Origin of the sequence: Flavobacterium amniphilum (assembly GCF_023634845.1) — a bacterium.
GTDB classification, from domain to species: domain Bacteria; phylum Bacteroidota; class Bacteroidia; order Flavobacteriales; family Flavobacteriaceae; genus Flavobacterium; species Flavobacterium amniphilum.
Map to the genome: position 1 here is coordinate 348,709 of NZ_JAMLJL010000002.1, position 24,990 is coordinate 373,698.

General features: G+C 37.3%; 22 protein-coding genes. 11 read left to right on the plus strand and 11 right to left on the minus strand.

Annotated features, from left to right (window positions below):
* Window positions 1-212: 212 nt before the first annotated feature.
* Genes NAT51_RS03495 through NAT51_RS03505 form a run of 3 tightly spaced genes read right to left on the minus strand, consistent with a single transcriptional unit; the run spans window position 213 to window position 5,239 of the window.
* Complete coding sequence (locus NAT51_RS03495; protein WP_250595270.1) at window positions 213-581, minus strand: hypothetical protein; 369 nt, start codon at window positions 579-581, stop codon at window positions 213-215.
* Window positions 582-640: 59 nt separating this feature from the next.
* Window positions 641-3,352 carry a DNA gyrase/topoisomerase IV subunit A gene (locus NAT51_RS03500; protein ID WP_250595272.1) on the minus strand — a complete coding sequence of 904 codons (2,712 nt, stop codon included), beginning with the start codon at window positions 3,350-3,352 and terminating at the stop codon, window positions 641-643.
* A gap of 24 nt (window positions 3,353-3,376) precedes the next feature.
* Window positions 3,377-5,239 carry a DNA topoisomerase IV subunit B gene (locus tag NAT51_RS03505; RefSeq protein WP_250595274.1) on the minus strand — a complete coding sequence of 621 codons (1,863 nt, stop codon included), beginning with the start codon at window positions 5,237-5,239 and terminating at the stop codon, window positions 3,377-3,379.
* 228 nt (window positions 5,240-5,467) lie between these two features.
* Between NAT51_RS03505 and NAT51_RS03510 the strand changes: the two genes are divergently transcribed.
* On the plus strand, window positions 5,468-8,182 hold the full coding sequence (locus NAT51_RS03510; protein ID WP_250595282.1) for a TonB-dependent receptor: 2,715 nt from the start codon (window positions 5,468-5,470) through the stop codon (window positions 8,180-8,182).
* A 51-nt stretch (window positions 8,183-8,233) separates the two neighbouring features.
* Window positions 8,234-8,977, plus strand: a complete 744-nt coding sequence (locus NAT51_RS03515; protein WP_250595284.1) for a class I SAM-dependent DNA methyltransferase — start codon at window positions 8,234-8,236, stop codon at window positions 8,975-8,977.
* 27 nt (window positions 8,978-9,004) lie between these two features.
* Here NAT51_RS03515 and NAT51_RS03520 read toward each other — a convergent pair whose 3' ends face one another.
* The 5 genes from NAT51_RS03520 to NAT51_RS03540 form a co-directional block, all read right to left on the minus strand.
* Window positions 9,005-9,682, minus strand: coding sequence for a TIGR02117 family protein (locus NAT51_RS03520; protein WP_394799680.1), 678 nt, complete (start codon window positions 9,680-9,682; stop codon window positions 9,005-9,007).
* Between the two features lie 8 nt (window positions 9,683-9,690).
* Complete coding sequence (locus tag NAT51_RS03525; RefSeq protein ID WP_250595288.1) at window positions 9,691-10,353, minus strand: hypothetical protein; 663 nt, start codon at window positions 10,351-10,353, stop codon at window positions 9,691-9,693.
* Between the two features lie 93 nt (window positions 10,354-10,446).
* Window positions 10,447-11,541, minus strand: a complete 1,095-nt coding sequence (gene ychF / locus NAT51_RS03530; protein ID WP_250595302.1) for a redox-regulated ATPase YchF — start codon at window positions 11,539-11,541, stop codon at window positions 10,447-10,449.
* Between the two features lie 139 nt (window positions 11,542-11,680).
* Window positions 11,681-12,892 carry a hypothetical protein gene (locus NAT51_RS03535; protein WP_250595304.1) on the minus strand — a complete coding sequence of 404 codons (1,212 nt, stop codon included), beginning with the start codon at window positions 12,890-12,892 and terminating at the stop codon, window positions 11,681-11,683.
* Between the two features lie 25 nt (window positions 12,893-12,917).
* Complete coding sequence (locus tag NAT51_RS03540; RefSeq protein ID WP_250595306.1) at window positions 12,918-13,268, minus strand: 4Fe-4S binding protein; 351 nt, start codon at window positions 13,266-13,268, stop codon at window positions 12,918-12,920.
* A gap of 144 nt (window positions 13,269-13,412) precedes the next feature.
* On the opposite strand from NAT51_RS03540, the gene NAT51_RS03545 reads away from it, so the two are divergent.
* The 6 genes from NAT51_RS03545 to NAT51_RS03570 all read left to right on the plus strand — a co-directional run bounded on the left by NAT51_RS03545 (window position 13,413) and on the right by NAT51_RS03570 (window position 18,242).
* Window positions 13,413-14,471 carry an acyl-CoA reductase gene (locus NAT51_RS03545; RefSeq protein ID WP_250595308.1) on the plus strand — a complete coding sequence of 353 codons (1,059 nt, stop codon included), beginning with the start codon at window positions 13,413-13,415 and terminating at the stop codon, window positions 14,469-14,471.
* 124 nt (window positions 14,472-14,595) lie between these two features.
* The gene (gene serC, locus NAT51_RS03550; RefSeq protein ID WP_250595310.1) at window positions 14,596-15,666 is read left to right on the plus strand and encodes a 3-phosphoserine/phosphohydroxythreonine transaminase; all 1,071 of its coding nucleotides are present in this window, start codon (window positions 14,596-14,598) and stop codon (window positions 15,664-15,666) included.
* Between the two features lie 111 nt (window positions 15,667-15,777).
* The gene (locus NAT51_RS03555; RefSeq protein ID WP_250595312.1) at window positions 15,778-16,737 is read left to right on the plus strand and encodes a D-2-hydroxyacid dehydrogenase; all 960 of its coding nucleotides are present in this window, start codon (window positions 15,778-15,780) and stop codon (window positions 16,735-16,737) included.
* 51 nt (window positions 16,738-16,788) lie between these two features.
* Window positions 16,789-17,433 carry a DUF937 domain-containing protein gene (locus NAT51_RS03560; protein WP_250595314.1) on the plus strand — a complete coding sequence of 215 codons (645 nt, stop codon included), beginning with the start codon at window positions 16,789-16,791 and terminating at the stop codon, window positions 17,431-17,433.
* Between the two features lie 48 nt (window positions 17,434-17,481).
* Entirely contained in the window at window positions 17,482-17,919 is a 438-nt protein-coding gene (locus NAT51_RS03565; protein WP_250595316.1) for a DUF6146 family protein, read from the plus strand.
* Between the two features lie 17 nt (window positions 17,920-17,936).
* The gene (locus NAT51_RS03570; protein ID WP_250595318.1) at window positions 17,937-18,242 is read left to right on the plus strand and encodes a DUF6787 family protein; all 306 of its coding nucleotides are present in this window, start codon (window positions 17,937-17,939) and stop codon (window positions 18,240-18,242) included.
* 34 nt (window positions 18,243-18,276) lie between these two features.
* Here NAT51_RS03570 and NAT51_RS03575 read toward each other — a convergent pair whose 3' ends face one another.
* Entirely contained in the window at window positions 18,277-18,588 is a 312-nt protein-coding gene (locus NAT51_RS03575) for a hypothetical protein (RefSeq protein WP_250595319.1), read from the minus strand.
* Window positions 18,589-18,639: 51 nt separating this feature from the next.
* Window positions 18,640-19,188, minus strand: a complete 549-nt coding sequence (gene msrA / locus NAT51_RS03580) for a peptide-methionine (S)-S-oxide reductase MsrA (protein ID WP_394799681.1) — start codon at window positions 19,186-19,188, stop codon at window positions 18,640-18,642.
* A 232-nt stretch (window positions 19,189-19,420) separates the two neighbouring features.
* Here msrA and NAT51_RS03585 point away from each other — a divergent pair, with 232 nt between their 5' ends.
* From NAT51_RS03585 to NAT51_RS03595, 3 genes are all read left to right on the plus strand, one after another.
* Window positions 19,421-20,104: an ABC transporter ATP-binding protein gene (locus NAT51_RS03585; protein ID WP_250595415.1), complete on the plus strand. Its 684-nt coding sequence runs from the start codon at window positions 19,421-19,423 to the stop codon at window positions 20,102-20,104.
* Window positions 20,105-20,184: 80 nt separating this feature from the next.
* Window positions 20,185-20,949, plus strand: a complete 765-nt coding sequence (locus tag NAT51_RS03590) for a TIGR02757 family protein (RefSeq protein WP_250595335.1) — start codon at window positions 20,185-20,187, stop codon at window positions 20,947-20,949.
* Between the two features lie 549 nt (window positions 20,950-21,498).
* Window positions 21,499-23,799, plus strand: coding sequence for a GAF domain-containing protein (locus NAT51_RS03595; RefSeq protein ID WP_250595337.1), 2,301 nt, complete (start codon window positions 21,499-21,501; stop codon window positions 23,797-23,799).
* Here NAT51_RS03595 and NAT51_RS03600 read toward each other — a convergent pair whose 3' ends face one another.
* Window positions 23,800-24,990: a Pycsar system effector family protein gene (locus tag NAT51_RS03600; RefSeq protein ID WP_250595339.1), complete on the minus strand. Its 1,191-nt coding sequence runs from the start codon at window positions 24,988-24,990 to the stop codon at window positions 23,800-23,802. It abuts the gene before it with no gap.

Genomic DNA, 24,990 nt, shown 5'->3' on the forward strand with positions numbered 1-24,990 from the left:
GTATAATTTAATTTTTAGCGGTCACATATGTTATCGCCTTGTTTTCATAAGTGATTGTTTGCAACAAACGTGTTATTAGTCGCGATTTCATAAGTAAACGATTTTAAAGCCTGAATAACAAGCTTATAATTAGTATAAAATTAGATAAATAATTGCAATCGGAAATTTTTATCATTTCCAAAAATGTACAATTATGGCTAGTCAGAAAATCGTTAGCTTATTTTAGGCAGTGCCCAAACAGTAAAGAATACTTTGCTTAACAAAGCATTATAATGGAAGTTATTATTTTTTCCTGTGACAGGAATAAAGAAATTGCTGCTGTTTTCCAAAATTCCGAAAACCATCGAAATACATCCGCCTAAAGAAGTACAGTGGCATTTTGAATCATCACAACTTTTGTTACAGCCTTTTTCTTCAGATGAAGATTTTTCATCACAGCAACTTTTATCCGATGATTTTTTTGATGTTTCTATTCTATGTGAATTGGAAGATTTTCCATTAGTACATGCATAACTTTTTCCGGGCATTACAAACATGCCGAACAGAAACACTATAGCGTATATGAATAATTTTCTTTTCATTTGATACAGGCAAATATAAAAAATAGTAACAGTGGGTACTGTTACTATTTTCTTAAAACTTAATCCAGACTCAGGGTAATTTGCCCATCGTCATCCAGACTTATATTATAATCAGCTAAATCTGATCCTTCTTCAGAATTTGAATCAATCACTTCAATTTCTTCAGGAATCACTTCTATTGGTTCTTCATACGGAAGCGGTTCCAAAAGATTCACCTGTTTTAATTTATCAGTCGTCAATTGATTTCCTAACGCTTTGATTCCTTTTACGGCAATAAATTGTTCCAAATCAATTGTCTGATTCTCTTTTTGAACTCCTTTATTCTTCGCAAAGATAATCTCTGCAACCGGACGCCAGTCGGTTGAAACAATTTCTAATTGTGATTTTTCGTGTTCGGTAATAAAAATTTCTTCTTTGTTTTCGTTTTCAACCAGAAAACGTTTTACAAAATAACGTTCTTTTTCACCATCATAGTAAATGGCCGAAACCGGTTTTTTAGGATGCCATTTTTCCAGAATAATCATGTCTTCGTCAAAATGTGTGGTCAATTCCGGAATAATGGTTTTCAATTTACCCGATTGATTGATAATCAGAAGTCGGTCATTCGGACGGAATTCACCTAACAACTCTCCTCTTGCATCCACATTCAGACGCTGAACAGTATCATCAAACCAAACTTTTCGCGGACGTAAGGTCGAAATACCTTTTTCCTTCAGTTCAATTTTCTTAATTGGATATTTTGACACCGTATTTCCTTTGGAAGCCCTTCCTTTGATAGCGATATCGGCAAAATCCAAATCCCATTTCAATTTTTTCACACTTCCTACCTGACGCAGCAAAATGGTTACTACTTCGGCTTCCCCATTCGGGTTATGTGAAAAATACAACACTTGTGATCCCGGTTTTTCCTGAGTCAGATCATAGGCTTTATCACGCGTAACTCCTGAAACATTGAAACGTTTTATAAACGAAGAACCCGATTTTCCGTCACGGTAAATCATGTTATAGATCGTTCGTTTATCATTCTTGTCGAAAACAGCAATATGGATAATGTCTTTACCGATGAATTTTTTATCGTCGACTTTTGTTATCACCATTTTTCCGTCACGTAAGAATACGATAACATCATCAATATCCGAACAATCGGCAACATACTCATCTTTTTTCAGGCCGGTACCGATAAAACCTTCTTCACGGTTCACATATAATTTAGTATTACGCAGAACTACCTTAGTCGCCTCAATCGTATCGAAAGAACGCAATTCAGTCTGGCGTTCGCGTCCTTTACCATATTTTTCTTTCAGTCTCGTAAAATAATCGATTGCGAATTCAATCAAGTGGGCCAAATGATGTTTCACCTGTTCCATTTCTTCTTCCAGTTTCGCAATCTGCTCATCCGCTTTATCCGAGTCAAAACGTGTGATACGAATCATCGGAATCTGTGTCAGCTTTTGCAAATCTTCGTCAACAATATCCCTCACGAATGATTTTCTGAAAGGCTCGAAACGATTGTACATGTATTCAAATAATGATTCCTTATCCGAATACAATTTGAAATCGATGTACATTTCTTCCCGGATGAATATTTTTTCCAAAGTCGAAAAATGCCATTTGGTTTCCAATTCCTGTAATTGGATCTCCAATTCCTGACGCAATAAATCAACAGTTCTGTTAGTGGATATTTTCAACATATCCGAAACCCCTATGAACAAAGGTTTGTTATCTTCAATCACACACCCCAAAGGTGCCAATGATGTTTCACAAGCTGTGAAAGCATACAGCGCATCGATGGTCTTATCGGGCGAAACACCCGGCGGAAGATGGATCAAAATCTCAACATCAGCCGCTGTATTATCTTCAATTTTTTTGATTTTGATTTTCCCTTTATCATTCGCTTTCAGGATACTGTCTATCAATGACGAAGTATTGGTCGAAAACGGAATTTGGGTAATTACCAATGTCTGCTTGTCCAATTGGGAAATTTTGGCACGTACACGCACACGGCCTCCGCGCAAACCGTCATTATAATTGGAAACATCGGCAATACCGGCAGTTGGGAAATCAGGATATAATGTAAAAGGCTTATTTTTCAGGATTTTAATCGAAGCCTCAATCAACTCATTGAAATTGTGTGGTAAAATTTTGGTGGATAAACCAACAGCAATACCTTCCCCACCCTGCGCTAACAATAATGGGAATTTCACCGGAAGATTGATTGGCTCGGCACGACGTCCATCGTATGACAATCCCCATTCGGTAATTTTAGGAGAATATAAAACTTCCAAACCGAATTTTGAAATACGTGCTTCAATATAACGCGAAGCTGCGGCTCCGTCACCGGTTAAAATATTACCCCAGTTTCCTTGGGTATCAATCAGTAAATCTTTTTGTCCGATTTGCACCATGGCATCACCAATACTCGCATCTCCGTGCGGATGGTATTGCATGGTATGACCAACTACGTTTGCCACTTTATTGTAACGGCCGTCATCCAACTCTTTCATGGAGTGCATGATACGGCGCTGAACCGGTTTAAATCCGTCTTCAATAGCCGGTACGGCACGCTCCAGGATTACATAAGAGGCATAATCCAGGAACCAATCTTTATACATCCCGGTTACTTTCGTAATGGTTGCATCCGGATTTTCTTCATTGTGATCGTAAAAGTGTTCTCCCTCAAAATGACCTTCTCCTGAAGAATGTTCTTCAGCGGATTGATCTTCTTGTGGTGTTAATTCTTCTTCGTTTATATTTTCGTTTTCTTCGCTCATATTTTTGCTGATGCAAACTAGTCTCTAACTTGTTAATTCTTCCACCGTATCCAATTCAACCTTAAGATTATTAATGATGAATTCCTGACGGTCCGGTGTGTTTTTACCCATATAAAATTCCAATAACTTTTCAATGGATGTTGCTTTGTCCAGCATAACAGGGTCCAATCGGATGTCGTCACCAATGAAGTGTTTGAACTCGTCCGGTGAAATCTCTCCCAATCCCTTGAATCGTGTGATTTCCGGTTTTGGCTTTAATTTATCGATGGCCATCCGGCGTTCTTCATCGCTGTAGCAGTAAATCGTTTCTTTTTTGTTACGCACACGGAATAAAGGCGTTTGCAGAATATACAAATGGCCTTCTTTGATAATTTCCGGAAAAAACTGTAAGAAGAACGTAATCAACAGTAAACGGATGTGCATACCATCGACATCGGCATCGGTAGCGATTACGATATTATTGTAACGCAGATCTTCCATGCTTTCTTCTATATCCAAGGCTGCCTGTAACAAGTTGAACTCTTCGTTTTCGTACACAATTTTTTTAGTCATTCCGTACGAATTCAAAGGCTTACCACGTAAACTGAAAACCGCCTGGGTATTTACATCACGTGACTTGGTAATTGATCCCGAAGCTGAATCTCCCTCGGTAATGAAAAGCGTACTTTCCAAACTTCTCGGATTTTTGGCATCGGTTAAATGCACACGGCAATCACGTAATTTTTTATTGTGTAGACTTGCTTTTTTGGCACGTTCTTTTGCCAATTTTCGGATACCTGACAGCTCTTTACGCTCTCTTTCCGCCTGAAGGATTTTACGCAGAAGCAAATCGGCTACTTCCGGATTTTTATGTAAAAAATTATCTAATTTGGTTTTAATGAAATCATTGACAAAAGTACGGACTGAAGCTGCATTAGGTCCCATTTCCGTTGAGCCTAATTTAGTTTTGGTCTGTGATTCGAAAACAGGCTCCTCTACTTTTACCGAAATTGCCGAAACAATTGATTTACGGATGTCCGAAGCTTCAAAAGGTTTATTGTAGAATTCTTTTATCGTACGTACAATTGCTTCACGGAAAGCGCCCAAATGTGTTCCTCCCTGAGTTGTATTCTGACCGTTCACAAACGAATAATATTCTTCAGAATACTGGGTTTTACTGTGTGTCATCGCAATCTCGATGTCATCTCCCAAAAGATGGATGATTGGATACACCATATCTTCTTCGGAAATGTTTTCTTCCAGTAAATCTTTCAGTCCATTATCCGAATAAAACTTCTCACCGTTATAAATTATTGTCAATCCCGTATTCAGGTAACAATAATTTTTCAACATCTTAATGATGTATTCGTTACGGTATTTGTAATGTTTAAAGATCGTATCATCTGCAACGAAAGAAACCTTTGTTCCTTTGCGTTTGGTTGTTTCCTGAACTTCTTCTTCAAGTGTCAAGTTACCGGCAGAGAATTCAGCAGCTTTTTGTTGGTTATCACGAACAGACTCCACACGGAAGAAAGTCGAAAGTGCATTAACAGCTTTGGTACCGACACCATTCAAACCAACTGATTTTTTGAAGGCCTTCGAATCATACTTACCACCGGTATTCATTTTGGACACTACATCCACTACTTTACCTAAAGGTATTCCACGTCCATAATCACGAACGGTTACCATTTTATCTTTAACGGTAACTTCAATGGTTTTTCCGGCACCCATAACAAACTCATCGATACAGTTGTCCAGAACTTCCTTTAATAAAATATAAATACCATCGTCAGGTGAAGAACCATCCCCTAATTTTCCGATGTACATACCGGGACGCATACGGATATGCTCCTTCCAGTCGAGAGAACGGATATTGTCTTCGGTATATTGATTTTGCTCAAGCATATAAAAAATCGGTTTAACTTCTCTATTCGACTTTTATTACTCATAAAAGCCTCGAGTGGTGCTAATATAAAATAAATGGATATCATTTAAAACACCTGACAAATAAAGTTATTGACAATATAATTATCAGCATTCTTCACAAATCTTCTTCCAGAAAAGTTAAATACTTGTTAAAATATTAAATATTTTTTTTGATATTTACAAAAAATAAACACTAATCAAACACGCATGAAAAAAATTGTTCTTATTCTTTTTGGGCTTTTTATGAGTAATACTCTACTGTCCCAAAGCAAACTTATTGGTAAAGTAAGTGATGAATCAGGTCAAGGACTTCCGGGGGTAAACATTTCAGTTACCGGCGGTAGTTTAACAACCTCCGATTTTGAAGGAAAATACCAACTTAATCTGTCAAATGGAAATTATACTATTTCGTTTTCTTTTCTTGGCTTTAAAAGCGTATCAAAAGAAATCACAATAGTAGATGGGGAAAACACTCTTGATGTAACAATGATAGATGATTCAAAATCACTGGAAGAAGTTGTGGTAGTTGGTTCCCGTTCGGCACCAAGAAGCAATACTACTACTGCACTACCTATCGATTTACTGTCCACAAAAGATCTTGCTTCAACAGGTCAGGCATCATTTGATAAAGCATTACAATACAGAATTCCGTCTTTCAACACGGTACAGACTCCTGTAAATGATGCTACTTCATTGCTTGATCCATATGAAATCAGAAATATGGGACCAAGCCGTACATTGATTTTGATTAATGGAAAACGTAAAAACATGAGTGCATTATTGTACACCCAAACCTCTCCGGGACGCGGTGAAACAGGTGCAGATATCTCTGCAATTCCTCAGGATGCAATCGAAAGAGTTGAAATTTTACGTGACGGTGCATCTGCACAATATGGATCTGATGCAATTGCCGGTGTAATGAACATCATCCTTAAAAATTCAGCTAATGCTGGTTCAGCAACTTTAAGAACCGGTATTACAGGCAAAGGCGGAGGAGAAATGCTGGGGGTTAGTATCAACAATGGTACAACAATTTTTGAAGAAAAAGGATTTTTGAATTACACTATCGATTTCTCAAAAACAAAAATGGCTAACCGTCCGGGCAAAGTTGATGCACAAGGAGAAGCTAATGATTTTGGCGCTGATATCAATGATGTACAGGAATTCTTAGACAGACGTCCAGATGCCGGAAACATTAACGCATCACCGGAAACTGCTACATCAAAATTTGAAATCAACGGTGGTGTTGACGTAAGCGACAAATCAAAATTCTATTTTAACGGAGCGTATGTTTACAAAAAAGTAAATTCATTTGCTAACTACAGAACTCCTTACTGGAGAAGTTTAGCTGATTATCCGTTTTTAGCAGACTTTTTCCCTGCTGACACACCAAGTGGATATGACGGATATGTACCTACATTTGAAGGCGACTTAAATGACTACAATGCCACAGTAGGAATAAAATCGAAAAAGAATGGCTGGAACACTGATTTAAGTATAACTTTTGGTGGTAACAAACAAGAATACAGTGTTAATAACTCTTTCAACAGATCTGATATTCAAGACGGTAATGGCGAAAATGTGTATCTGGAAAACAGTCCGATCAGCTTTAAACCGGGTGGAACAAGCTTTAACCATATCGTAGGTAATATTGATATCAATAAAATCATCAACGATCACTGGAGTTTTGGTATTGGTTCTGAGTTCAGAACAGAAAACTTTGCAGTTTTGGAAGGTGACAGAGCTTCTTGGGAAGGTGTTGGAGCTGATTCATTTGCAGGAAACAGACCTGAGAATTCGGGAAAATGGAACAGATACAACTTAGGTGCTTATGCAGCTGTTGATTTTGACCCTACAAAAGATTTCCAGATAAGCGGTACGTTACGTGCTGAAAACTACAGTGATTTCGGAAGTACAGCCGTATGGAAATTAAGTTCACGTTATAAATTCATGGATGACAAAGTTACTTTAAGAGCTTCATTATCTACCGGTTTCAGAGCTCCTTCATTACACCAGATTTATACTCAAAAATCACAATACAGCTTCGTAGCCGGTCAAGGTATCCAAGTGAGTGGATTAATTAATAATGTATCTCCACAAGCAAGATTATTGGATATTGATAAATTGAAAGCTGAAAAATCAAAAAATTTCACGTTAGGTATGGGAATCAAACCAACGGATAATTTCAGTGCTACAATTGACTATTATAATATCACTGTTGACGACAGAATTGTTTTAAGTGATGAAATGACCGATGTGACAAGAGATGGGAAAAACTTAGGGACGCTTTCTTTCTTCACTAATGCACTTGACACGAGAACTTCTGGTTTAGATGTGGTATTAAACTATAAAAACATCGAAATTGGTACCGGAAATTTAGGTTTTAACTTATCAGGAAACTACACGTTTAAAAATGAAAAAAGAAATGATGTGCCATTATTCCTTGTAAACGATGCCACGAACGAAACAGCTCCAATTATTGATAATACACAAGAACGATTGTTATTCTCTTCAAGACCAAAAACAAAATGGATTTTAGGGACTACTTATGATATTGGTAAATTCGGGTTCAACCTAAACAATACATTATTTGGTAAAACAAGATTCCAACAAGCTGGTATTGATTCTAATTTAGAAACAGAATTTGTACCAAAGGTTGTTACTGATTTAGGTGTAAATTTCAACTTAAACGAAAAAATCACAATCGCATTCAATGCAAACAACATCTTAAATGTGTTACCGGAATGGAAATTTGTTGCACTTAATGATGCCGGGCGTGCTATCCTGAGCGATCCAGCACAAGTTAAAACCCAATCCAACTTAATTACTTTTAACCAACGTTATTCAAGAATGACTTACGACGGTTATCATTTCAGTCAATTAGGTTCAATGTTTAGTTTATCTTTAAACTACAAACTATAATCACAAATCATAAAGGCTGGTATCACACCAGCCTTTTTTAATTAATCAGATATGGCAACTTTATACGAAGGCGAAATGGCCGGAATTTATGAAGCTATGTACCAAAGTTTCGTAAACTATGATGAAGAATACACTTTTTACAAAAGCATACTCGATAATTACAATTGTAATTCAGTAGTGGAAATTGGTGCCGGCACCGGTAATTTAGCCTATAGATTTTCGGAAGACAACTTTGATTACACCGGGATTGATTATAGTGAAGATATGCTTTCCATTGCCCGGAAAAAATATCCTGAACTGAATTTATTACACGGAGACATGAGAAACTTCAAACTCCAGAAAAGAACAGACGCAGCTATAATCACAGGAAGAACAACTAGTTACATCATAACCAATAAAGATTTTCACGATGCTTTGGCATCAATTTCAAATAATCTGAACGATAAAGGATTTCTTGCTTTTGATTTTATTGATGCATCCCGATATCTTCCTTTTATCCTTGAAAATAAAGATATCGAACACAAAGCTGTGGTAAACGGAAAAATCTACTCGAGAATTGGCAATTGGTTTCCAACTGAATTGGACAACTTTTTGGTAAAATGGGAAGCCGATTATTTTGTCGAATCCGGTAATGATAAAAAATTCATCCAAAAAGACACTTCAATTGTACGGATCTTTACCAAAGAAGAAATCGAATTACATCTAAAAATAAAAGGTTTTGAAATTATTGAACTTATTGACCGAAAAACATATGCTTATGATACGTATGTAGTAATTGCAAGAAAAGTGAATTAAACCAATCCACTTTTTCTGCAATCTATTTTATTTAGTATAATGATTTAAAATACCAATGTCTGTTGGTGTCCACAATGCAGCTTTCTGATCCGCAGCTTTCAAGGCATTGTTCGTCCAGGTGTTACAGGTATGAAACAAACTGTAACTTCCTTTGGCTTCATAAAAAGCATCGTTTTTACCATAAACTGCATCCGTTTCAATTTTCAGAAAATTATCTGAATCCTGCTTAAATGAATTGGTGATAAAACCAACTAATTTCATGTATTCCGATTCAGAAATCAACAAACGTTTACACTGCGCATTTTCCTTCAGACTTTTATAAAATGTAGTATGAATAGCCGATGTACTTAATCCTGAAGCCGCTTTAAACGCAGTCGAAAATTTTAAATCATCCCATGTTGGCGTTTCCAGATAAAATCCTTTATCACCCCATCCGAAAGCTACTAATTGTGCCGTAGAATCTTTCGCAATTGTATTTTCAAATTTTACTTTTTGGCTCCAATCATATAAATCATTTTTCACCGGAAGGACAATATCGGTATGAACACCATTGGAAAGTATATAAACCTGAATTGTTTTTCCATCAGCCGTAACATCAGAATTTACAGGGATTTTTGGTAGTAAAAAAGCACTCAAAATATAAATCAATAGAAATCCTATAAAACCTAATATTAGTTTTAGAAAGAATTTTGCTGTTTTTCTGATATTCTTCATTATGTTTCTTTGTTAAGTTGGACTTGTTTACTGATTTCCAAATACTTTTTAAACTCTCTTCTGGAAGGGGAAAGAATAAATTTTGTGGAATCGATTTTCTTTGATTTTATTTTAGTTATCGAGTCAAATTGATATAGTTCGCTCCAATTATTTAAATTTTCAATTACAGCAGATTTTTTTTCAAATCTTAAAATTTTTGATTTCCAGAAAACAGAATCTTTTTCATTTAAAATAAGACAGTTACCGAGTCGTTTCATCTTCTGCTTATCTGAAAACTCAAAAAAAATGTCAATTTCTTCATTTGACAATTCGATTGAATCTCCAATAAACCTATACTTCAAAATAAGTTTATCATCCTCCCTGAAAATCATTCTGTTTTTTTCAATAATAAAATCTTTTCTTAAAGAGTCCAAGTCTTTTTTATGTACCATCGATTTATACAGATATTTTGTAATAATCTGATTTTTTGAAACAATCATATAATAATCATTATCAACAAGATAAGATCCAATAAACCTATTTGGAATTTTTGATAATTCAGAATCATTTACAGGCTGTGGGTTTTCAAAATATAAGTCAAAAGATTCCAAAGGCTCCTCACAATGTTCTTTGCAGGAAAAAAACAAAAATAAAAATGAGGCTAGTAAAACGATTGATTTCATGGGGTTATTTTACAAAATGAAATCAAAAATTGAGCCAAAAAAAGCGAAACTGGAAAGTTTCGCTTAATTATTTATATATCAGAATTCTAAAATTTACACATTAAATCTGAAGTGCATTACATCACCATCCTTAACTATATATTCTTTACCTTCCACTCTTAATTTCCCGGCTTCTTTTACTTTAGCTTCGGAACCTAAATTAGAATAGTCATCAAAAGCAATCACTTCAGCACGGATGAATCCTTTTTCAAAATCAGTATGAATCACACCGGCAGCTTTCGGGGCTGTATCACCAATATTAATAGTCCAGGCACGGACTTCTTTCACACCTGCCGTAAAATACGTCTGAAGGTTTAATAATTTATAAGCCGCACGAATTAACACAGAAGATCCCGGTTCAGTCAATCCCATGTCCTGTAAGAACATCTGACGTTCTTCGTAACTTTCTAATTCAGTAATATCTGCTTCTGCTCCAACAGAAAGCACAATAACTTCTGCTCTTTCGTCTTTAACTAACTCACGAACCTGATCAACATATTTGTTACCGTTTACTGCCGAACTTTCGTCCACATTACAAACGTATAAAACGGGTTTCGTAGTAATCAATTGGAAACTTTCCATTAATTCTTCTTCATCCTGGCTTTGAGGTTCAACAGTTCTGGCCGATTTAGCCTGCATTAAAGCATCCTTAATTCTATTTAACAATGCTTGTTCTGCCTGCGCCTCTTTATTACCTGTTTTTGCAGCACGGTTTACTTTTTCCAAACGCTTTTCAATCGTTTCCAAGTCTTTCAACTGCAATTCGATATCAATAGTTTCTTTATCACGGATTGGGTTTACATTTCCATCTACGTGAACAATATTATCATTATCAAAACAACGCAAAACGTGAATAATAGCATTACACTCGCGGATGTTTCCAAGGAATTGGTTTCCTAAACCTTCTCCTTTACTTGCTCCTTTCACCAATCCTGCAATATCAACGATATCCACAGTTGCCATTTGCACACGCTCAGGTTTTACCAATTCTTCCAAACGGTTGATTCTCGGATCCGGAACGTTTACCACACCAATATTAGGTTCGATAGTACAAAACGGGAAGTTAGCACTTTGTGCCTTTGCGTTTGACAAACAATTAAAAAGAGTGGATTTACCTACGTTAGGCAATCCTACGATTCCTGCTTTCATTATTCTGATTTTTAAAAGTGTGCAAATATAGGTTAAAAGTTGTAAAGTCTCAAAGCAGCAAAGTCCCAAATATTTTATTTAAAAAAAATCCCCACAAATTGTGGGGACCTGATATATGTTTGAATTAGCAAATACCTAATTATGATTTTGAAATAAGATAAGAGTTATTGATGTAACTTTCAATATCTGCTTTGTATTTATTGAAAAGGGTCAAATAATCCTGCTGTAATAAAACCATTTCATGTGACACGAAAAAATTATCAATTTTTCGGTGAACAATAATACTTTTCCCTTTGTTTGGATGCGTGATCATATAGGCGATCCAGTCATTTCCAATGCTCAATTTAGGCATCTCATTAACAGTATCCACTTCAAAATTAGCTTCTTTAAGTCTTGAAATTCTCAAAGCTACATATTCATTGATGTCCAAATCCTTTTGCCCCAATTCATCAATGGCAAGATCAACATCTGAACTGATGGCCATGATGGTTTTATCTTTACTTGGAGCATTTACAAATAGATAATCATTGCCGGTTGCGAATTTTTTCCATCCGTCTACTTCCGGAAATTTTACTTCAAATGTCTTTTTATACTTGCTTAAAGCATTTTTCACAGAAGGAAATTCTTTTTCCATTCCTTGGGTAATTGCCATTTTATTGAACAAATCTTTTCCCAAAAGACGGAAATACATATTTAAGTCCAAACCAGGATATAAAGCTGCATAATTATCAATCAGAATATTTTTTTGAGAACTGATTTCTTCTTCAGAAAACAACACATCCCCTTTTAATTTTGAAGCCTCAACCTTACCCAGAGATTTTTCTTTGGCAACATCATATGCAGTTACTTCGGAGGCAGCACACACACTAAATTTATTATCTTTTTTATCGCTTCTGAAATAACCAAGATATTCATTGATCAACAATACGTTTTTCCAACCGTCAGCTTTTAATTGGTCAAAATTCAATTTTGCTTTTGCATCAAAGTATTTCGCCACATCCCTTTTGTTAAAAGCAGTAATATCCAACATACTGTTTTTATTCATCAGGTTTTCTTTTATGGTAGAAGCGTGTTTGAAACGGTAGTCCACAAAATCAGTCATTAATTTTTGTAATTCAACCGATTTACGTTCATTGGCTTCATCAGCTATTCCCTGAGCTATAAGAACCCCTAGAATACCACCATATAAAAAAGGACTTTTATTAAGATTTACTTTAAGATTATTTTCTGCATTTACAATTACCAGTAATTTCATTTTACCTTCATTATTCTGTGCAGCCAGAAATTGTGAAAAAGTTAAACTTATCCCCACAAGTAAAACTTTTACACCCATAAAAAAATTGTTTTTCATTCGTTTATTCAAATTGTTTAGTTACTTAGTCATTGTGCAGGAATGACTGACGGTTCAATAACGTCTCTTCATCTTCCACATGATTATCATCAGGAACACAGCAATCAACAGGACAAACTGCTGCACACTGAGGCTCTTCGTGGAAACCTTTACATTCTGTACATTTTCCCGGAACAATGTAATATATATCATCCGATACAGGGGTTTGCGCTGCATCAGCATCAATTTCTGTTCCGTCAGGTAAAACAATTTTACCGCTTAATGACGTCCCGTCTTTCCAACGCCAGTCATCAGCTCCTTCATAAATTGCCGTATTCGGACATTCCGGTTCACAGGCACCACAATTGATACATTCGTCTGTTATGATAATTGCCATATTTTTCTGATTTATGCTTTAAGCGATTGGCCAAAAGCGATTACACTTATTTTGATGCTTATGGTGTATTGCATACAGCCTAAAGCTAAAAAGTATTATTTTTGTGCAAAATTACAATGTAAACCACACATAAGCAAAAAACAAATGCTACAAAAAAATAAAATAAATGCCTTTATTGAATTAGGAAAGTTTTTAAGTCAGTTCCGGGAAGGGAAAAACGAAAAGATTGATCAAGTCAGGTTTAATGATCTTTACTTTGACCGTTTTATCAGCCTGATTGAACTTTCACAATCCCATAACGGTTGGTTTACGCCCGAACAAGTCTATTTCTCTATTAATTCCTGGGCTGAAGCCTTGACAGAAGAGAACCTTAACAAATGGATAGCTCCCTATGATTTTTCCAAAACGGAAGTTAAAACCGTTGGTTTGATTCTGGCCGGAAATATTCCTTTGGTTGGATTTCATGATTTTTTATCAGTATTGGTTTCCGGACATAAAGTATTAGTTAAAACATCATCAAACGATCAACATTTATTACCTTTTTTAGCCAATTATCTGATAGAAGTACAGCAGGAATTCAAGAATTACATTGAATTCACCGAAGGTAAACTGGAAAATTTTGACGCCGTTATTGCCACCGGAAGCAACAATACGGCCCGTTATTTTGAATATTATTTCAAGGATAAACCGAATATTATCCGTAAAAGCCGTAATTCTGTTGCTGTTTTGAATGGAAATGAAACCAAAGAAGATTTAACGAATCTGGGAGAAGATATTTTCCGTTACTTCGGATTGGGTTGCCGTAATGTTTCCAAGCTTTTTGTTCCGAAAGAATATGATTTCAAAAACTTCTTTGAAGCCATTTTTGTTTATCAGGATATTATCAAATATGAAAAATACGCCAATAATTACGACTATAACAAAGCGGTTTTTCTGATGAGTCTTTTCCAGTTACTGGATAACGGATTCATAACAATAAAACAAGATACAAGCTATGCCTCTCCTATTTCTTCGGTATTTTATGAATTTTATGATGATATCAAGGAAGTGGAATCTCGCTTGCAAAATGACGCCGATTCCATTCAGTGTATTGTCTCGCGCGGATTGATTCAAAACAGTATTCCGTTTGGCCAAACACAGAAACCAAAACTATGGGATTACGCAGATAACATCGATACATTAGATTTTTTGTTACATTTATAACAAGCGAAAACGTTTTCGTTAATAAACTAAAGCCTAATGTTAACAACAATTAGGCTTTTTTTGTTCAGTATTTCACGAAATTTGTGCTGATTTTAATAAATCCGATAAACAACACTTAAAAACAATGAAAAAACACAATTACAGCGCCGGGCCATGTATTTTACCACAGGAAGTTTTTGAACAGTCAGCAAAGGCTGTCCTTAATTTTAACGGAATGGATTTATCCATCCTTGAAATTTCACACCGTAGTAAAGAATTTGTCTCGGTGATGGAAGAAGCACGTGCTTTGGTTCTTGAACTTCTTGGATTGGAAGGCAAAGGTTATCAGGCATTATTTTTACACGGAGGTGCCAGTTTGGAATTTTTAATGGTTCCTTACAACCTAATGAAAGAAAATGGTAAGGCAGCATATCTTGATACCGGAACATGGGCAAGCGGAGCTATCAAAGAAGCCAAACACTTTGGAGAAACCATTGTTGTAGCTTCCTCAAAAGCCGATAATTATACACATATCCCTAAAAACTACAAAATTCAGGCTGATGCAGATTATTTTCACTGCACCAGTAACAATACCATTTTCGGGACGCAGATGAAGTCTTTTCCGGAATTGAATATTCCGGTTGTTTGTGACATGAGTTCGGATATTTTTTCAAGATCGCTTGATTTCTCTAAATTTGACCTTATTTATGCCGGTGCCCAAAAAAATATGGGACCAGCCGGAGCTACTTTGGTTGTGGTTAAAGAAGAAATTTTAGGTAAAACGGGAAGATATATTCCATCGATGTTGGATTATCAACAACATATTGCCAAAGAAAGTATGTACAATACCCCGCCGGTATTCCCTATTTATGCTTCTTTGCTGACATTACAATGGTTGAAAAACCAAGGCGGAATCAAAGCCATTGAAAAGCAAAACGAAGCAAAAGCAAATTTACTGTATACCGAAATTGACCGAAATCCTTTATTCAAAGGAACGGCTTCAGTTGAAGACAGAAGTTCCATGAACGCTACTTTTGTACTGAATGATGAAAGTCATGCCGAAACTTTTGATAAACTTTGGAAAGCTGCCGGGATTTCAGGATTGACAGGCCACCGATCGGTAGGTGGTTACCGTGCATCAATGTACAATGCCTTGCCACTTGAAAGCGTTCAGGTTCTGGTTGACGTAATGAAAGATTTGGAAAGTAAAATATAACTAGCCCCGATAGCAGCGGCATCCTTTTTACCGGGTCATTGAGGCTCCCGAAATGACCCGGTAAAAAGATAAAGCGGATAGCGGGAAGAGCTCCTAAACAAAATAAACACAATGAAAATTTTAGCAAACGACGGGATTTCAAAAAGCGGAATTGCACATTTGGAAGACGCCGGATTTGAAGTAATTACTACAAAAGTGGCTCAGGAACAGGTAGCCAATTATATAAACACGCATCAGGTTGCGGCATTATTAGTACGTAGTGCAACCAAAGTGCGTAAAGACATTATTGATGCATGTCCGTCCTTGAAAATCATTGGCCGTGGCGGCGTTGGAATGGACAATATCGATGTTGATTATGCTATTTCAAAAGATATACAGGTAATCAACACACCGGCTTCGTCATCAAACTCGGTGGCTGAACTGGTTTTTGCCCATTTGTTCAGTGGTGTTCGTTTTTTACATGATTCCAACAGAAATATGCCACTGGAAGGTGACAGCAATTTTGACGGATTGAAAAAAGCGTATGCCAACGGAATCGAATTGAGAGGAAAAACAATCGGTATCATCGGTTTTGGGCGTATTGGCCAGGCTGTAGCCAAAATGGCATTAGGACTGGGAATGAAAGTAATTGCTTCCGATAGTTTTGTAGGTAAAGCACAGATACGCGTTGAATTTTACAATGACCAATTTATAGATGTAGAAATTTTTACCGAACCGGTTGAAGACTTATTAAAGCATTCTGATTTCATTACTTTACACGTTCCTTCACAAGACGGTTACCTGATCTCGAAAAAAGAATTTGAGATCATGAAAGACGGTGTGGGAATCATCAACTGTTCGCGAGGTGGTATTATCAATGAAGTGGATCTGGTTGAAGCTTTGGACAGTAAAAAAGTTGCCTTCGCGGGACTTGATGTTTTCCAGGATGAACCAACACCGGCTGTACAGGTTTTAATGCATCCGCAGATCTCATTGACACCACACATCGGAGCTGCTACGGTTGAAGCCCAGGACAGAATCGGGACTGAATTGGCAGATCAAATTATAACATTATTAAAACACGAAATCTAAAATTATTTCTTACATTTATTGTACATTAACTTAATTAAATGAACAATTAAAATGGCTGGAATTTTAGATTTAATTAATAGTGATTTAGGAAAGCAAATCATTAGCGGCATTGGTAATCAAGCCGGTACAACAGAAAGTGAGACTTCATCAGTTTTAACATCAGCTTTACCCACGTTAGTCAACGCGATGCAGAATAATGCCACAACCGAAGAAGGTGCCGGAGGTTTACTTGGCGCTCTTTTAGGCGGGAAGCACGATGGCGGTTTACTGGACAATCTTGGCAGTATGCTGGGTGGCGGCGGAATTGACACTGAAGACGGCGGAAAGATTCTGGGGCATGTGCTTGGTGGTGAACAATCGAATATTGAATCTAACCTAAGCCAAAGTACCGGTGTGAGTACTGATAAAATAGGAATGATTCTAAAATTGGCAGCACCTATCCTAATGGCTTACCTTGCCAATAAAGCCAAAGGCAGTAACGTTCAGAGCGGAACAGATTTGGGCGGATTATTAGGCGGTTTGCTCGGAGGTGGCAGTCAAAGCCAAGCCGAAGACTCTTCATCAGGCGGATCAATATTAACTTCGGTTTTGGATCAGGACGGCGACGGTCAACTAGGTGTAGGAGACGCAGTAGCCGCAGCCACTAAAAAAGGAGGTCTAGGCGGATTTTTAAGCAGTATATTCGGAAGGAAATAACAATAAAACCACGTTCTTATGGACGTGGTTTTTTTAATACATACAATCATGAGAACTTTATTATTAATGTTGGTAATCATAACAAGTGTCATTTCGTGCAAAACTAAAAGCACAGGCAGTTCCGGCGACAGTATGGCCAATGCCAAGTCGGTTCAGGGAGACACCGTTAAAATTGCCAATTCGGAACTGGAGTATGAGGTCATTATCATCGATCCCGGATTCAATAACTGGTTAAATTCAAGGGCATTCCCAAGAGGATATCATTCAGAATCGTATCTGGAAGGTAAAAACCAATGGTATGTCCAGGAATGGAACAGAAGGGTATTACAGCCACAACGCTACGACCGTAATTTGTACGAAATGTCTATCAATTACGACCCTGCGATACATTATGGCTATGAAGTGAATTATTTGATTTATAATTACATGGTTTATTTTCAAAATACTTTTAAACAACAGCTTTACGGTTTTGTACCACCAAGGTAAATTTCTATATTTGCCTTATGAAGAAATTAAAAGAGCGTTGGGGCATCACATCCAATTGGCAGTTAGCCGTAATCTTCGTTGTATTTGCAATAAACGGTTCGCTGTCGGCGAAGATATCGTCTTTTTTAATGGATTTAATAGGTTTAAACAAACAAAACCTGCACTGGACATTATACTGGATAATCCTTTTAGTTTTAGTGCTTCCCTTGTACCCGTTCATGCTGATTGCCATTGGTTATCTGTTCGGGCAGTTTGAGTTCTTCTTTAAATTTGGGAAGAAGATGCTGAAATCGATGGGTTTGGGTTTTGTTTTCAAGTCATAAAAAAATCCCGGAATACCGGGATTTTTATTATCTACTATCTACTGTTTTTCCTGTCCATAAAATACTCATAGAGCCACGTTAATGTGAATGTAGGTATTATATCCAGACCGGGTATGATCTCTTCAATAAAGGCTACTATACCTCCTATTTTCCCCACACTTCCCTTAAATAGCATTGACAATGCAAAAGCGGCTATGGGAGCCCAGACAATATCAAATGCTTCACCTAAAAGCGGTATCGCATATGTCATCATACCAATGGCGTCAAACATTAAACTTAAAATCAGCTTACCAATTGTAGCCTGAGGCTTATAAACGGAAACCCCAACCTGTACCTCTTTTGTCATGTTACAAAAAATTAATGATTACAATTCATCTACAGCAAAAGGGATGCCAGATTATTTTTTCAGTTTGTCCTTGAAGTCTTTACGTACTTTTTCAACCTTTGGGGTAATGACATACGTACAGTATGATTTCTCCTTGTTTTGGTTATAATAATTCTGGTGGTAGTCTTCTGCGACATAAAAAGTTGAGGCATCACTTACTTTTGTTACTACTTTCTTGCCGTATGTATTCTCGTCGTTAAGCAGTTTGATATAAGCCAAGGCCAATTCTTTCTGTTTTTCATTAGTAGCGAAGATTTCACTGCGGTATTGCGAGCCTACATCGGCGCCCTGACGGTTAATGGTTGTAGGGTCATGGGTAGCAAAAAATATTTCCAGTAATTCCCCGTAACTTATTTTGGAGGGGTCGAAAACAATCTTAACTGCTTCGGCGTGTCCTGAATACCCGGAACACACTTCCTCATAAGTAGGGTTAGACGTTTTACCGCCTATATACCCCGGTTTAATACTCTGTACACCATTCAATTCTAAAAAAACTGCTTCTGTGCACCAGAAGCAACCGCCTGCAAAAATGGCTATTTCCTTTCCGTTATTTGGGTTCATATCCTGGGGTTCTATTTTTTCCACGGGTTTAGCTTTGGATTCACAACTCATCGTCAGTAAAGATATTAAAGATAAAAATAATGTTCTCATGGTTTCTTCTTTTACCAAATTTAAAAAATTAGTCAGCTGTAATTTTGTTCTTAACGAAACTTTATCACTATATACGCAGAATATCAACTGGTGGATTTTATAAAACCCGAAAAACTTTGTTTCTTTGTACAAACTGATAAGGATGATCAAAGCAACCAATATTCATAAATATTATGACCAACTCCAGGTTTTAAAAGGAGTTGATTTACATATCCAAAAAGGAGAAATCGTTTCCATAGTGGGGGCTTCAGGAGCCGGAAAAACCACTTTACTGCAGATTCTGGGAACGCTTGACAAACCTTCTGCCGATAAAGCCACAAGCCTTTTCATTAATGGTGAAGATGTATTGAAGATGAATGACAAATCCTTATCGAAGTTCAGAAACCTGAATTTAGGTTTTATCTTTCAGTTTCATCAACTATTGCCTGAGTTTACGGCGCTGGAGAATGTTTGCATTCCTGCCTATATTGCCAATAAGCCCAAAAAAGAAACTGAGGAAGAGGCAATACGTTTACTGACTTATCTTGGATTGGGACACCGCATCAACCATAAACCGAATGAACTTTCGGGGGGTGAACAACAACGTGTTGCAGTTGCCCGTGCGTTGATTAATAAGCCGGCGGTTATATTTGCCGATGAACCTTCAGGAAATTTAGATACCCATACGGCAGAGAACCTGCACCAATTATTCTTCAAGCTGAGGGATGAATTCGGGCAGACGTTTGTTATTGTGACCCATAACGAAGAACTGGCTAATATGGCCGACCGTAAACTGACCATGGTGGATGGGGATATCCGTAAGGAAGTTATGAGTTATGAGTTATGAGTTATAAATTATGAGTTATAAATTATGAGTTATGAGTTACTATCATACTCCCGGTATCATTTCACTTGCTGTTATACTCTATGAATCTATCTGAACTTAAAGAGTTTCTGGACGAAAAAGCCAGTTTATACAATAATCCCGACTTTATCGAAAGTGATCCGATTCAGATACCGCATGCCTACAGTTTAAAGGAAGACATTGAGATATCCGGTTTTCTGGCTTCGGTAATTGCGTGGGGTAACCGCAAGATGATTATCCGGAATGCCCAGAAGAAAATGGAACTCATGGGGAATTCCCCTTATGATTTTGTGATGAATCATACCGAAAGGGATCTGGAACCCCTTGAAACCTTTGTCCACCGGACCTTTAACGGTCAGGATTTTGCAGGATTCATTAAGGCGTTGAAAAACATCTATACTCATCACGGAGGCCTTGAGGCTGTTTTTTCACGGCATCAGGAAAAAGACTCGATGCAGAAAAGCATATCGGAATTTAAAAAAACCTTCTTTGAAACCGACCATTTAGCCCGTACCGAAAAGCATTTACCCGACCCAATGGGAGGATCTGCGGCCAAGCGCATCAATATGTATCTGAGATGGATGTGCCGTCAGGACAATAGCGGAGTTGATTTCGGGATCTGGAAAAGTATACCTCCTTCCATCCTCTCCTGTCCTTTGGATGTACATTCGGGGAATGTGGCCCGCAAACTGGAAATTCTTACCCGTAAACAAAACGATGCCAAAGCTTTGGCTGAACTGGACCATAACCTGAGATTACTGGACCCGAATGATCCCGTAAAGTATGATTTTGCTTTGTTTGGATTGGGGGTTTTTGAAAATTTTTAGTTTGTTGTTTATTATTGCTCCACTATGCTACACAATACTTCTTATTTTCTTTTTACGTCACCTCGAGTGTTTATATGAAATGAAATGGAATAAAAATGTATCGAGAGGTAATACTTTTAAAAAGGTTCTCGATACAATTTTACCTCCTCGTTGTTACGGCAAAATCACTCGAACTGACGGTATTAATAACTTCTAAGAAGTATAAAAAACTAACTATCTAATAGTCCAATATTACTTTGATATTACTTTGATATTACTTGGCTTCGAGGGCCTCAGCCACCATATACTACTTTGATACGGGTCAACCCTAACTTATACAGTAATTAAATATAAGTTGTACACGACATATATACGCTATATATACGCTATATATCAAACTGAAATCCATTATACTAATTGTGTAACTATTATTTAAGCCTGTTGTTGTTCTGTGCTAATGGGCAAATTGGTTTATGGCAGGGAGAATACAGAATTTTAGTTAAGTAAACCTTAAATTGAAATCCCATATTAGTGCTTATTTAGTAACTTTGACGTAGTTTTATAAAAAGCATGATATTTAAGGAGTATCCTGAGAATCCGTTCCAGATAAAAATCTCGTTTCACAAAGTTTTAGAGGCTTTGGAAGAAATTGCCCAATCCAATGTGGATTACCGTTCCAATTATGCCAAAGCGCTAATTGAAAAGGCGTCTGCATTCCCTGAGTTGCGTGACGGGATTACTGATATGAAGCAGATCGAAGACAATTCGGAGCTGATCAATCATTTATTAGCCGATTTGTTTCCTACTGCCCTGACCAACAATGAGATCAAAGCCGCTGCCATTCCCTTTTTGAATTTTACCTTCAACTATACGGCGCGGTTTAAAAAAATACTGAAAGAAGCCGGGACCGATTTTGACATGGCCATCCGGGACTTCAACGATCATCATTTTTATATCATGAGCTGCTGTTTAATCCTGAACGTGTATTACAACCAGCATTTTGACTTCAGCAAACCCCTTTTTTATGATATTCCGGATGCCGAGGGTATTTTGAAACACTACCGTATTTTATACAATGCCGATTTTCTTGAAATACTGCCCACAGAAAAATCTGTTCCCATCACGCAGGAAGACATTGATTTGTTAATGGACAGCTTTGAGAATTTTGATTTATGGAAGGAGAAATTTCCTGATGGGAGTTGGATCCTGAAAGGCTTCGGGATCGTATCCTTATTTGATGCCACTACCGAAAATGCCGTATCCAACCTTAAGAGTACGTTATTGAAAATGACTGATGATGACACGGCCGATTTCAATGAAATTTTCAAAGGCATCTTGCGTTCGATATACAAAGTCAATGATTTACGGATTGGCTATACCCCTTTTACTTCGGAAGAAATAAAATTCAGTACCATGAACCCCGAGAAGAAGATCAAGAGTTTTCTGGTTTGTGACAATACCGAAGTCAAGTGTAAAAAAGCGCTTAGCGACACCATTTACAAGACATTGATTGAAGACCAAAACTACCTGGCCATTTCAAATGTGGAAAAATTTGCACAAGAGGAAGAAAACGCCGGTTTTGGACAAAAATTACTGTCACAGGATATTAAAAGTGCTATTTTCACACCGGTTGTGAAAGAAGGCAACATGTTAGGAATATTGGAAGTTGTTTCTTCCAAAATAGGCGAATTAAACACCCTGAATGCCCACAAATTGGACATTGTCATGCCGTTTATTGTGGATACGATCGACCGGTACAATTCCGATTTACAAAACCGTATAGAAGCCGTTATCCAGAAAGAATACACGACGATACACCCGAGTGTGTATTGGAAATTCCAGAAAGAAGCACTGAAATATATAGTTGAAGAGCATTCCAGTCCGGAGTATACCTTTAAAGAAATCACTTTCAAGGATGTATACCCGCTGTATGGTCAAATCGACATCAAAGAATCATCTGATACCCGAAACAGAGCGGCACAGGATGATATTAAAAACCAACTGGAAACCTTAATTTCCATCATTGATTTTTTACATATTAAGACCAGTTTGCCTATTCTCGAACAACGGAAATTTGAATTGGGTACCTATTTAAAAGAACTGTTCATCAATTTAAAAGCCGATACCGAGCAACAAATCCAGCGGTATATCGAAACTGAAATCCACCCCATTCTACAGGAAGAAAATGAAGAAGTCCTGGTACAGGAATACTTTGGTCAGATCGATGAGAATACCGGTACCTTTTATCATGAAAGAAAGAAGTTTGATGCTACCCTGATGGCTATCAACAAAAAGATGAGCGTTGTATTGGACAACAAACAGAAAGAAGCACAAGCCATATTTCCCCATTATTTCGAGCGTTTCAATACCGATGGTGTAGAGCATAATTTATACATTGGGAATTCCATAGCGCCGAATTCACACTTCAACCTCAATTACCTGTATAACATGCGTTTGTGGCAATTGCAGGTATTGGCAGAGATGGAAAAAGAACATTATGCTTTGAAAGCCTCGTTACCGTATCAACTCGAGGTTACTTCGCTGATATTAGTCTTCAGTTCGCCCATTACCATCCGTTTCCGAATGGACGAAAAGCGATTTGACGTGGACGGATCCTATAATGCCCGTTATGAAGTAGTCAAAAAGCGGATTGACAAAGCTTTGGAAAAAAACACCAAGAAGCGCATCACTGAAAAAGGAAAAATCACTATTGTATATTCCCATTCCGATGAGGAAAAAGAATACAAAAAGTACATTGAATACCTTCAATTCCAGAAAATCCTTGAACCTACCGTTGAGTTTTTAGAAGTAGAAGATTTACAAGGCGTTTCCGGGTTGAAAGCGATACGCGTTAAGGTTTTAATGGATTAATTACAGTCCGGATGTTTTAAACGCCCATACAAAAGCAAACACCGAACAGATAATTCCGATCATGAAAACCATATAGGTAATGCGCAGTAATTTGTACTTACGGTTAAGTACCAATCCCAGGTAATACAAATCCTTGATCATCGAATTATACAGATAATCACGATCCTTCATCATTTCGTTAACCGCCCACTGGTATTCATCCAAAGGCATTTTATAGAAGTTACCGAAGAACAGAAGATTCACTTTCTTGTCTTCGATATCCTGACGTGTAAACGTACCGCTTGTTACTTTCGGCCGGGTAGACATGATGGCAAAAATGATAGAAATAACACTGAACATCAGCAAGATGAACGTGGGCACAATCAGGTGCACGTTACCCGGGCTGTCCAGTTTCGGGATTAGTGTTGATAAGGCAATCGAGATGATAATTGCATTTACCGAAAGTAAGATATTCGCCTTACTGTCGGCAATTTCACTCAATCGTGTATGGTTGCTTAACGTTGTCCTGAACATCGTATCGATACCACGCTCCGGGCGTTCCAGCTTCTCCATTTTTTTCTTTTTCAGTTTGGTTTTCGAAATACCTTCCGGGTTTTCCGACAGCTTTTGGATTTCCTTATGCAGCTGAAGGATGTTTTTATCTTTGGTTTTCTGCCATTCCGTTTTGGCATAATCCGTAAAATAGCGGTGGCAGTTTACCATAATCCTTCTGTTCTCCGTCATCCATTCCAGATCGGTATATGTTTTATCCAGGGTAAGCTTCCATTCCTCACGCAACAACTGGCAGGTTGCCATATAATCTTCACTTGCAAAATGGCCGTAATCGGCATCTTTGATAATCTTTTCAGAAATCGTCTGCGGTTCATAGTTGACTTCCGTAGCTCGGATAAGCGACACCACCTTATCGATATACTCCTGCCCTTTCTGATTATCCTCCAGAAACTTCCTGACAATCGTCACACTTTCCTCCTCGTGTTTCCCGACACCTTTCAGATATCCAACATCATGGAACCAGGCAGCCACCTGAATGATTTCCGCTTCATCAGCATCGATCTTTTCTTTATCAATCAATACTTTAGTTGCCAAAACTACTTTTTGGGTATGATTAAAATTATGGTAAGTATATAAAATAGAAAGATTATCTTTGAGTAAGTTGAAAACGAAATCTTCTGCGTGTTGAATAAAATTCAT

Bases quoted from the DNA above. Each gene is read 5' to 3' on its own strand.
- NAT51_RS03525 (WP_250595288.1), bottom strand. From the start codon at position 10,353: ATGAAATCAATCGTTTTACTAGCCTCATTTTTATTTTTGTTTTTTTCC.
- serC (WP_250595310.1), top strand. From the start codon at position 14,596: ATGAAAAAACACAATTACAGCGCCGGGCCATGTATTTTACCACAGGAA.
- NAT51_RS03535 (WP_250595304.1), bottom strand. From the start codon at position 12,892: ATGAAAAACAATTTTTTTATGGGTGTAAAAGTTTTACTTGTGGGGATA.
- NAT51_RS03575 (WP_250595319.1), bottom strand. From the start codon at position 18,588: ATGACAAAAGAGGTACAGGTTGGGGTTTCCGTTTATAAGCCTCAGGCT.
- NAT51_RS03560 (WP_250595314.1), top strand. From the start codon at position 16,789: ATGGCTGGAATTTTAGATTTAATTAATAGTGATTTAGGAAAGCAAATC.
- ychF (WP_250595302.1), bottom strand. From the start codon at position 11,541: ATGAAAGCAGGAATCGTAGGATTGCCTAACGTAGGTAAATCCACTCTT.
- NAT51_RS03590 (WP_250595335.1), top strand. From the start codon at position 20,185: ATGAATCTATCTGAACTTAAAGAGTTTCTGGACGAAAAAGCCAGTTTA.
- NAT51_RS03495 (WP_250595270.1), bottom strand. From the start codon at position 581: ATGAAAAGAAAATTATTCATATACGCTATAGTGTTTCTGTTCGGCATG.
- NAT51_RS03500 (WP_250595272.1), bottom strand. From the start codon at position 3,352: ATGAGCGAAGAAAACGAAAATATAAACGAAGAAGAATTAACACCACAA.
- NAT51_RS03570 (WP_250595318.1), top strand. From the start codon at position 17,937: ATGAAGAAATTAAAAGAGCGTTGGGGCATCACATCCAATTGGCAGTTA.
- NAT51_RS03545 (WP_250595308.1), top strand. From the start codon at position 13,413: ATGCTACAAAAAAATAAAATAAATGCCTTTATTGAATTAGGAAAGTTT.
- NAT51_RS03510 (WP_250595282.1), top strand. From the start codon at position 5,468: ATGAAAAAAATTGTTCTTATTCTTTTTGGGCTTTTTATGAGTAATACT.
- msrA (WP_394799681.1), bottom strand. From the start codon at position 19,188: ATGAACCCAAATAACGGAAAGGAAATAGCCATTTTTGCAGGCGGTTGC.
- NAT51_RS03565 (WP_250595316.1), top strand. From the start codon at position 17,482: ATGAGAACTTTATTATTAATGTTGGTAATCATAACAAGTGTCATTTCG.
- NAT51_RS03585 (WP_250595415.1), top strand. From the start codon at position 19,421: ATGATCAAAGCAACCAATATTCATAAATATTATGACCAACTCCAGGTT.
- NAT51_RS03540 (WP_250595306.1), bottom strand. From the start codon at position 13,268: ATGGCAATTATCATAACAGACGAATGTATCAATTGTGGTGCCTGTGAA.
- NAT51_RS03600 (WP_250595339.1), bottom strand. From the start codon at position 24,990: ATGAATTTTATTCAACACGCAGAAGATTTCGTTTTCAACTTACTCAAA.
- NAT51_RS03515 (WP_250595284.1), top strand. From the start codon at position 8,234: ATGGCAACTTTATACGAAGGCGAAATGGCCGGAATTTATGAAGCTATG.
- NAT51_RS03595 (WP_250595337.1), top strand. From the start codon at position 21,499: ATGATATTTAAGGAGTATCCTGAGAATCCGTTCCAGATAAAAATCTCG.
- NAT51_RS03505 (WP_250595274.1), bottom strand. From the start codon at position 5,239: ATGCTTGAGCAAAATCAATATACCGAAGACAATATCCGTTCTCTCGAC.
- NAT51_RS03555 (WP_250595312.1), top strand. From the start codon at position 15,778: ATGAAAATTTTAGCAAACGACGGGATTTCAAAAAGCGGAATTGCACAT.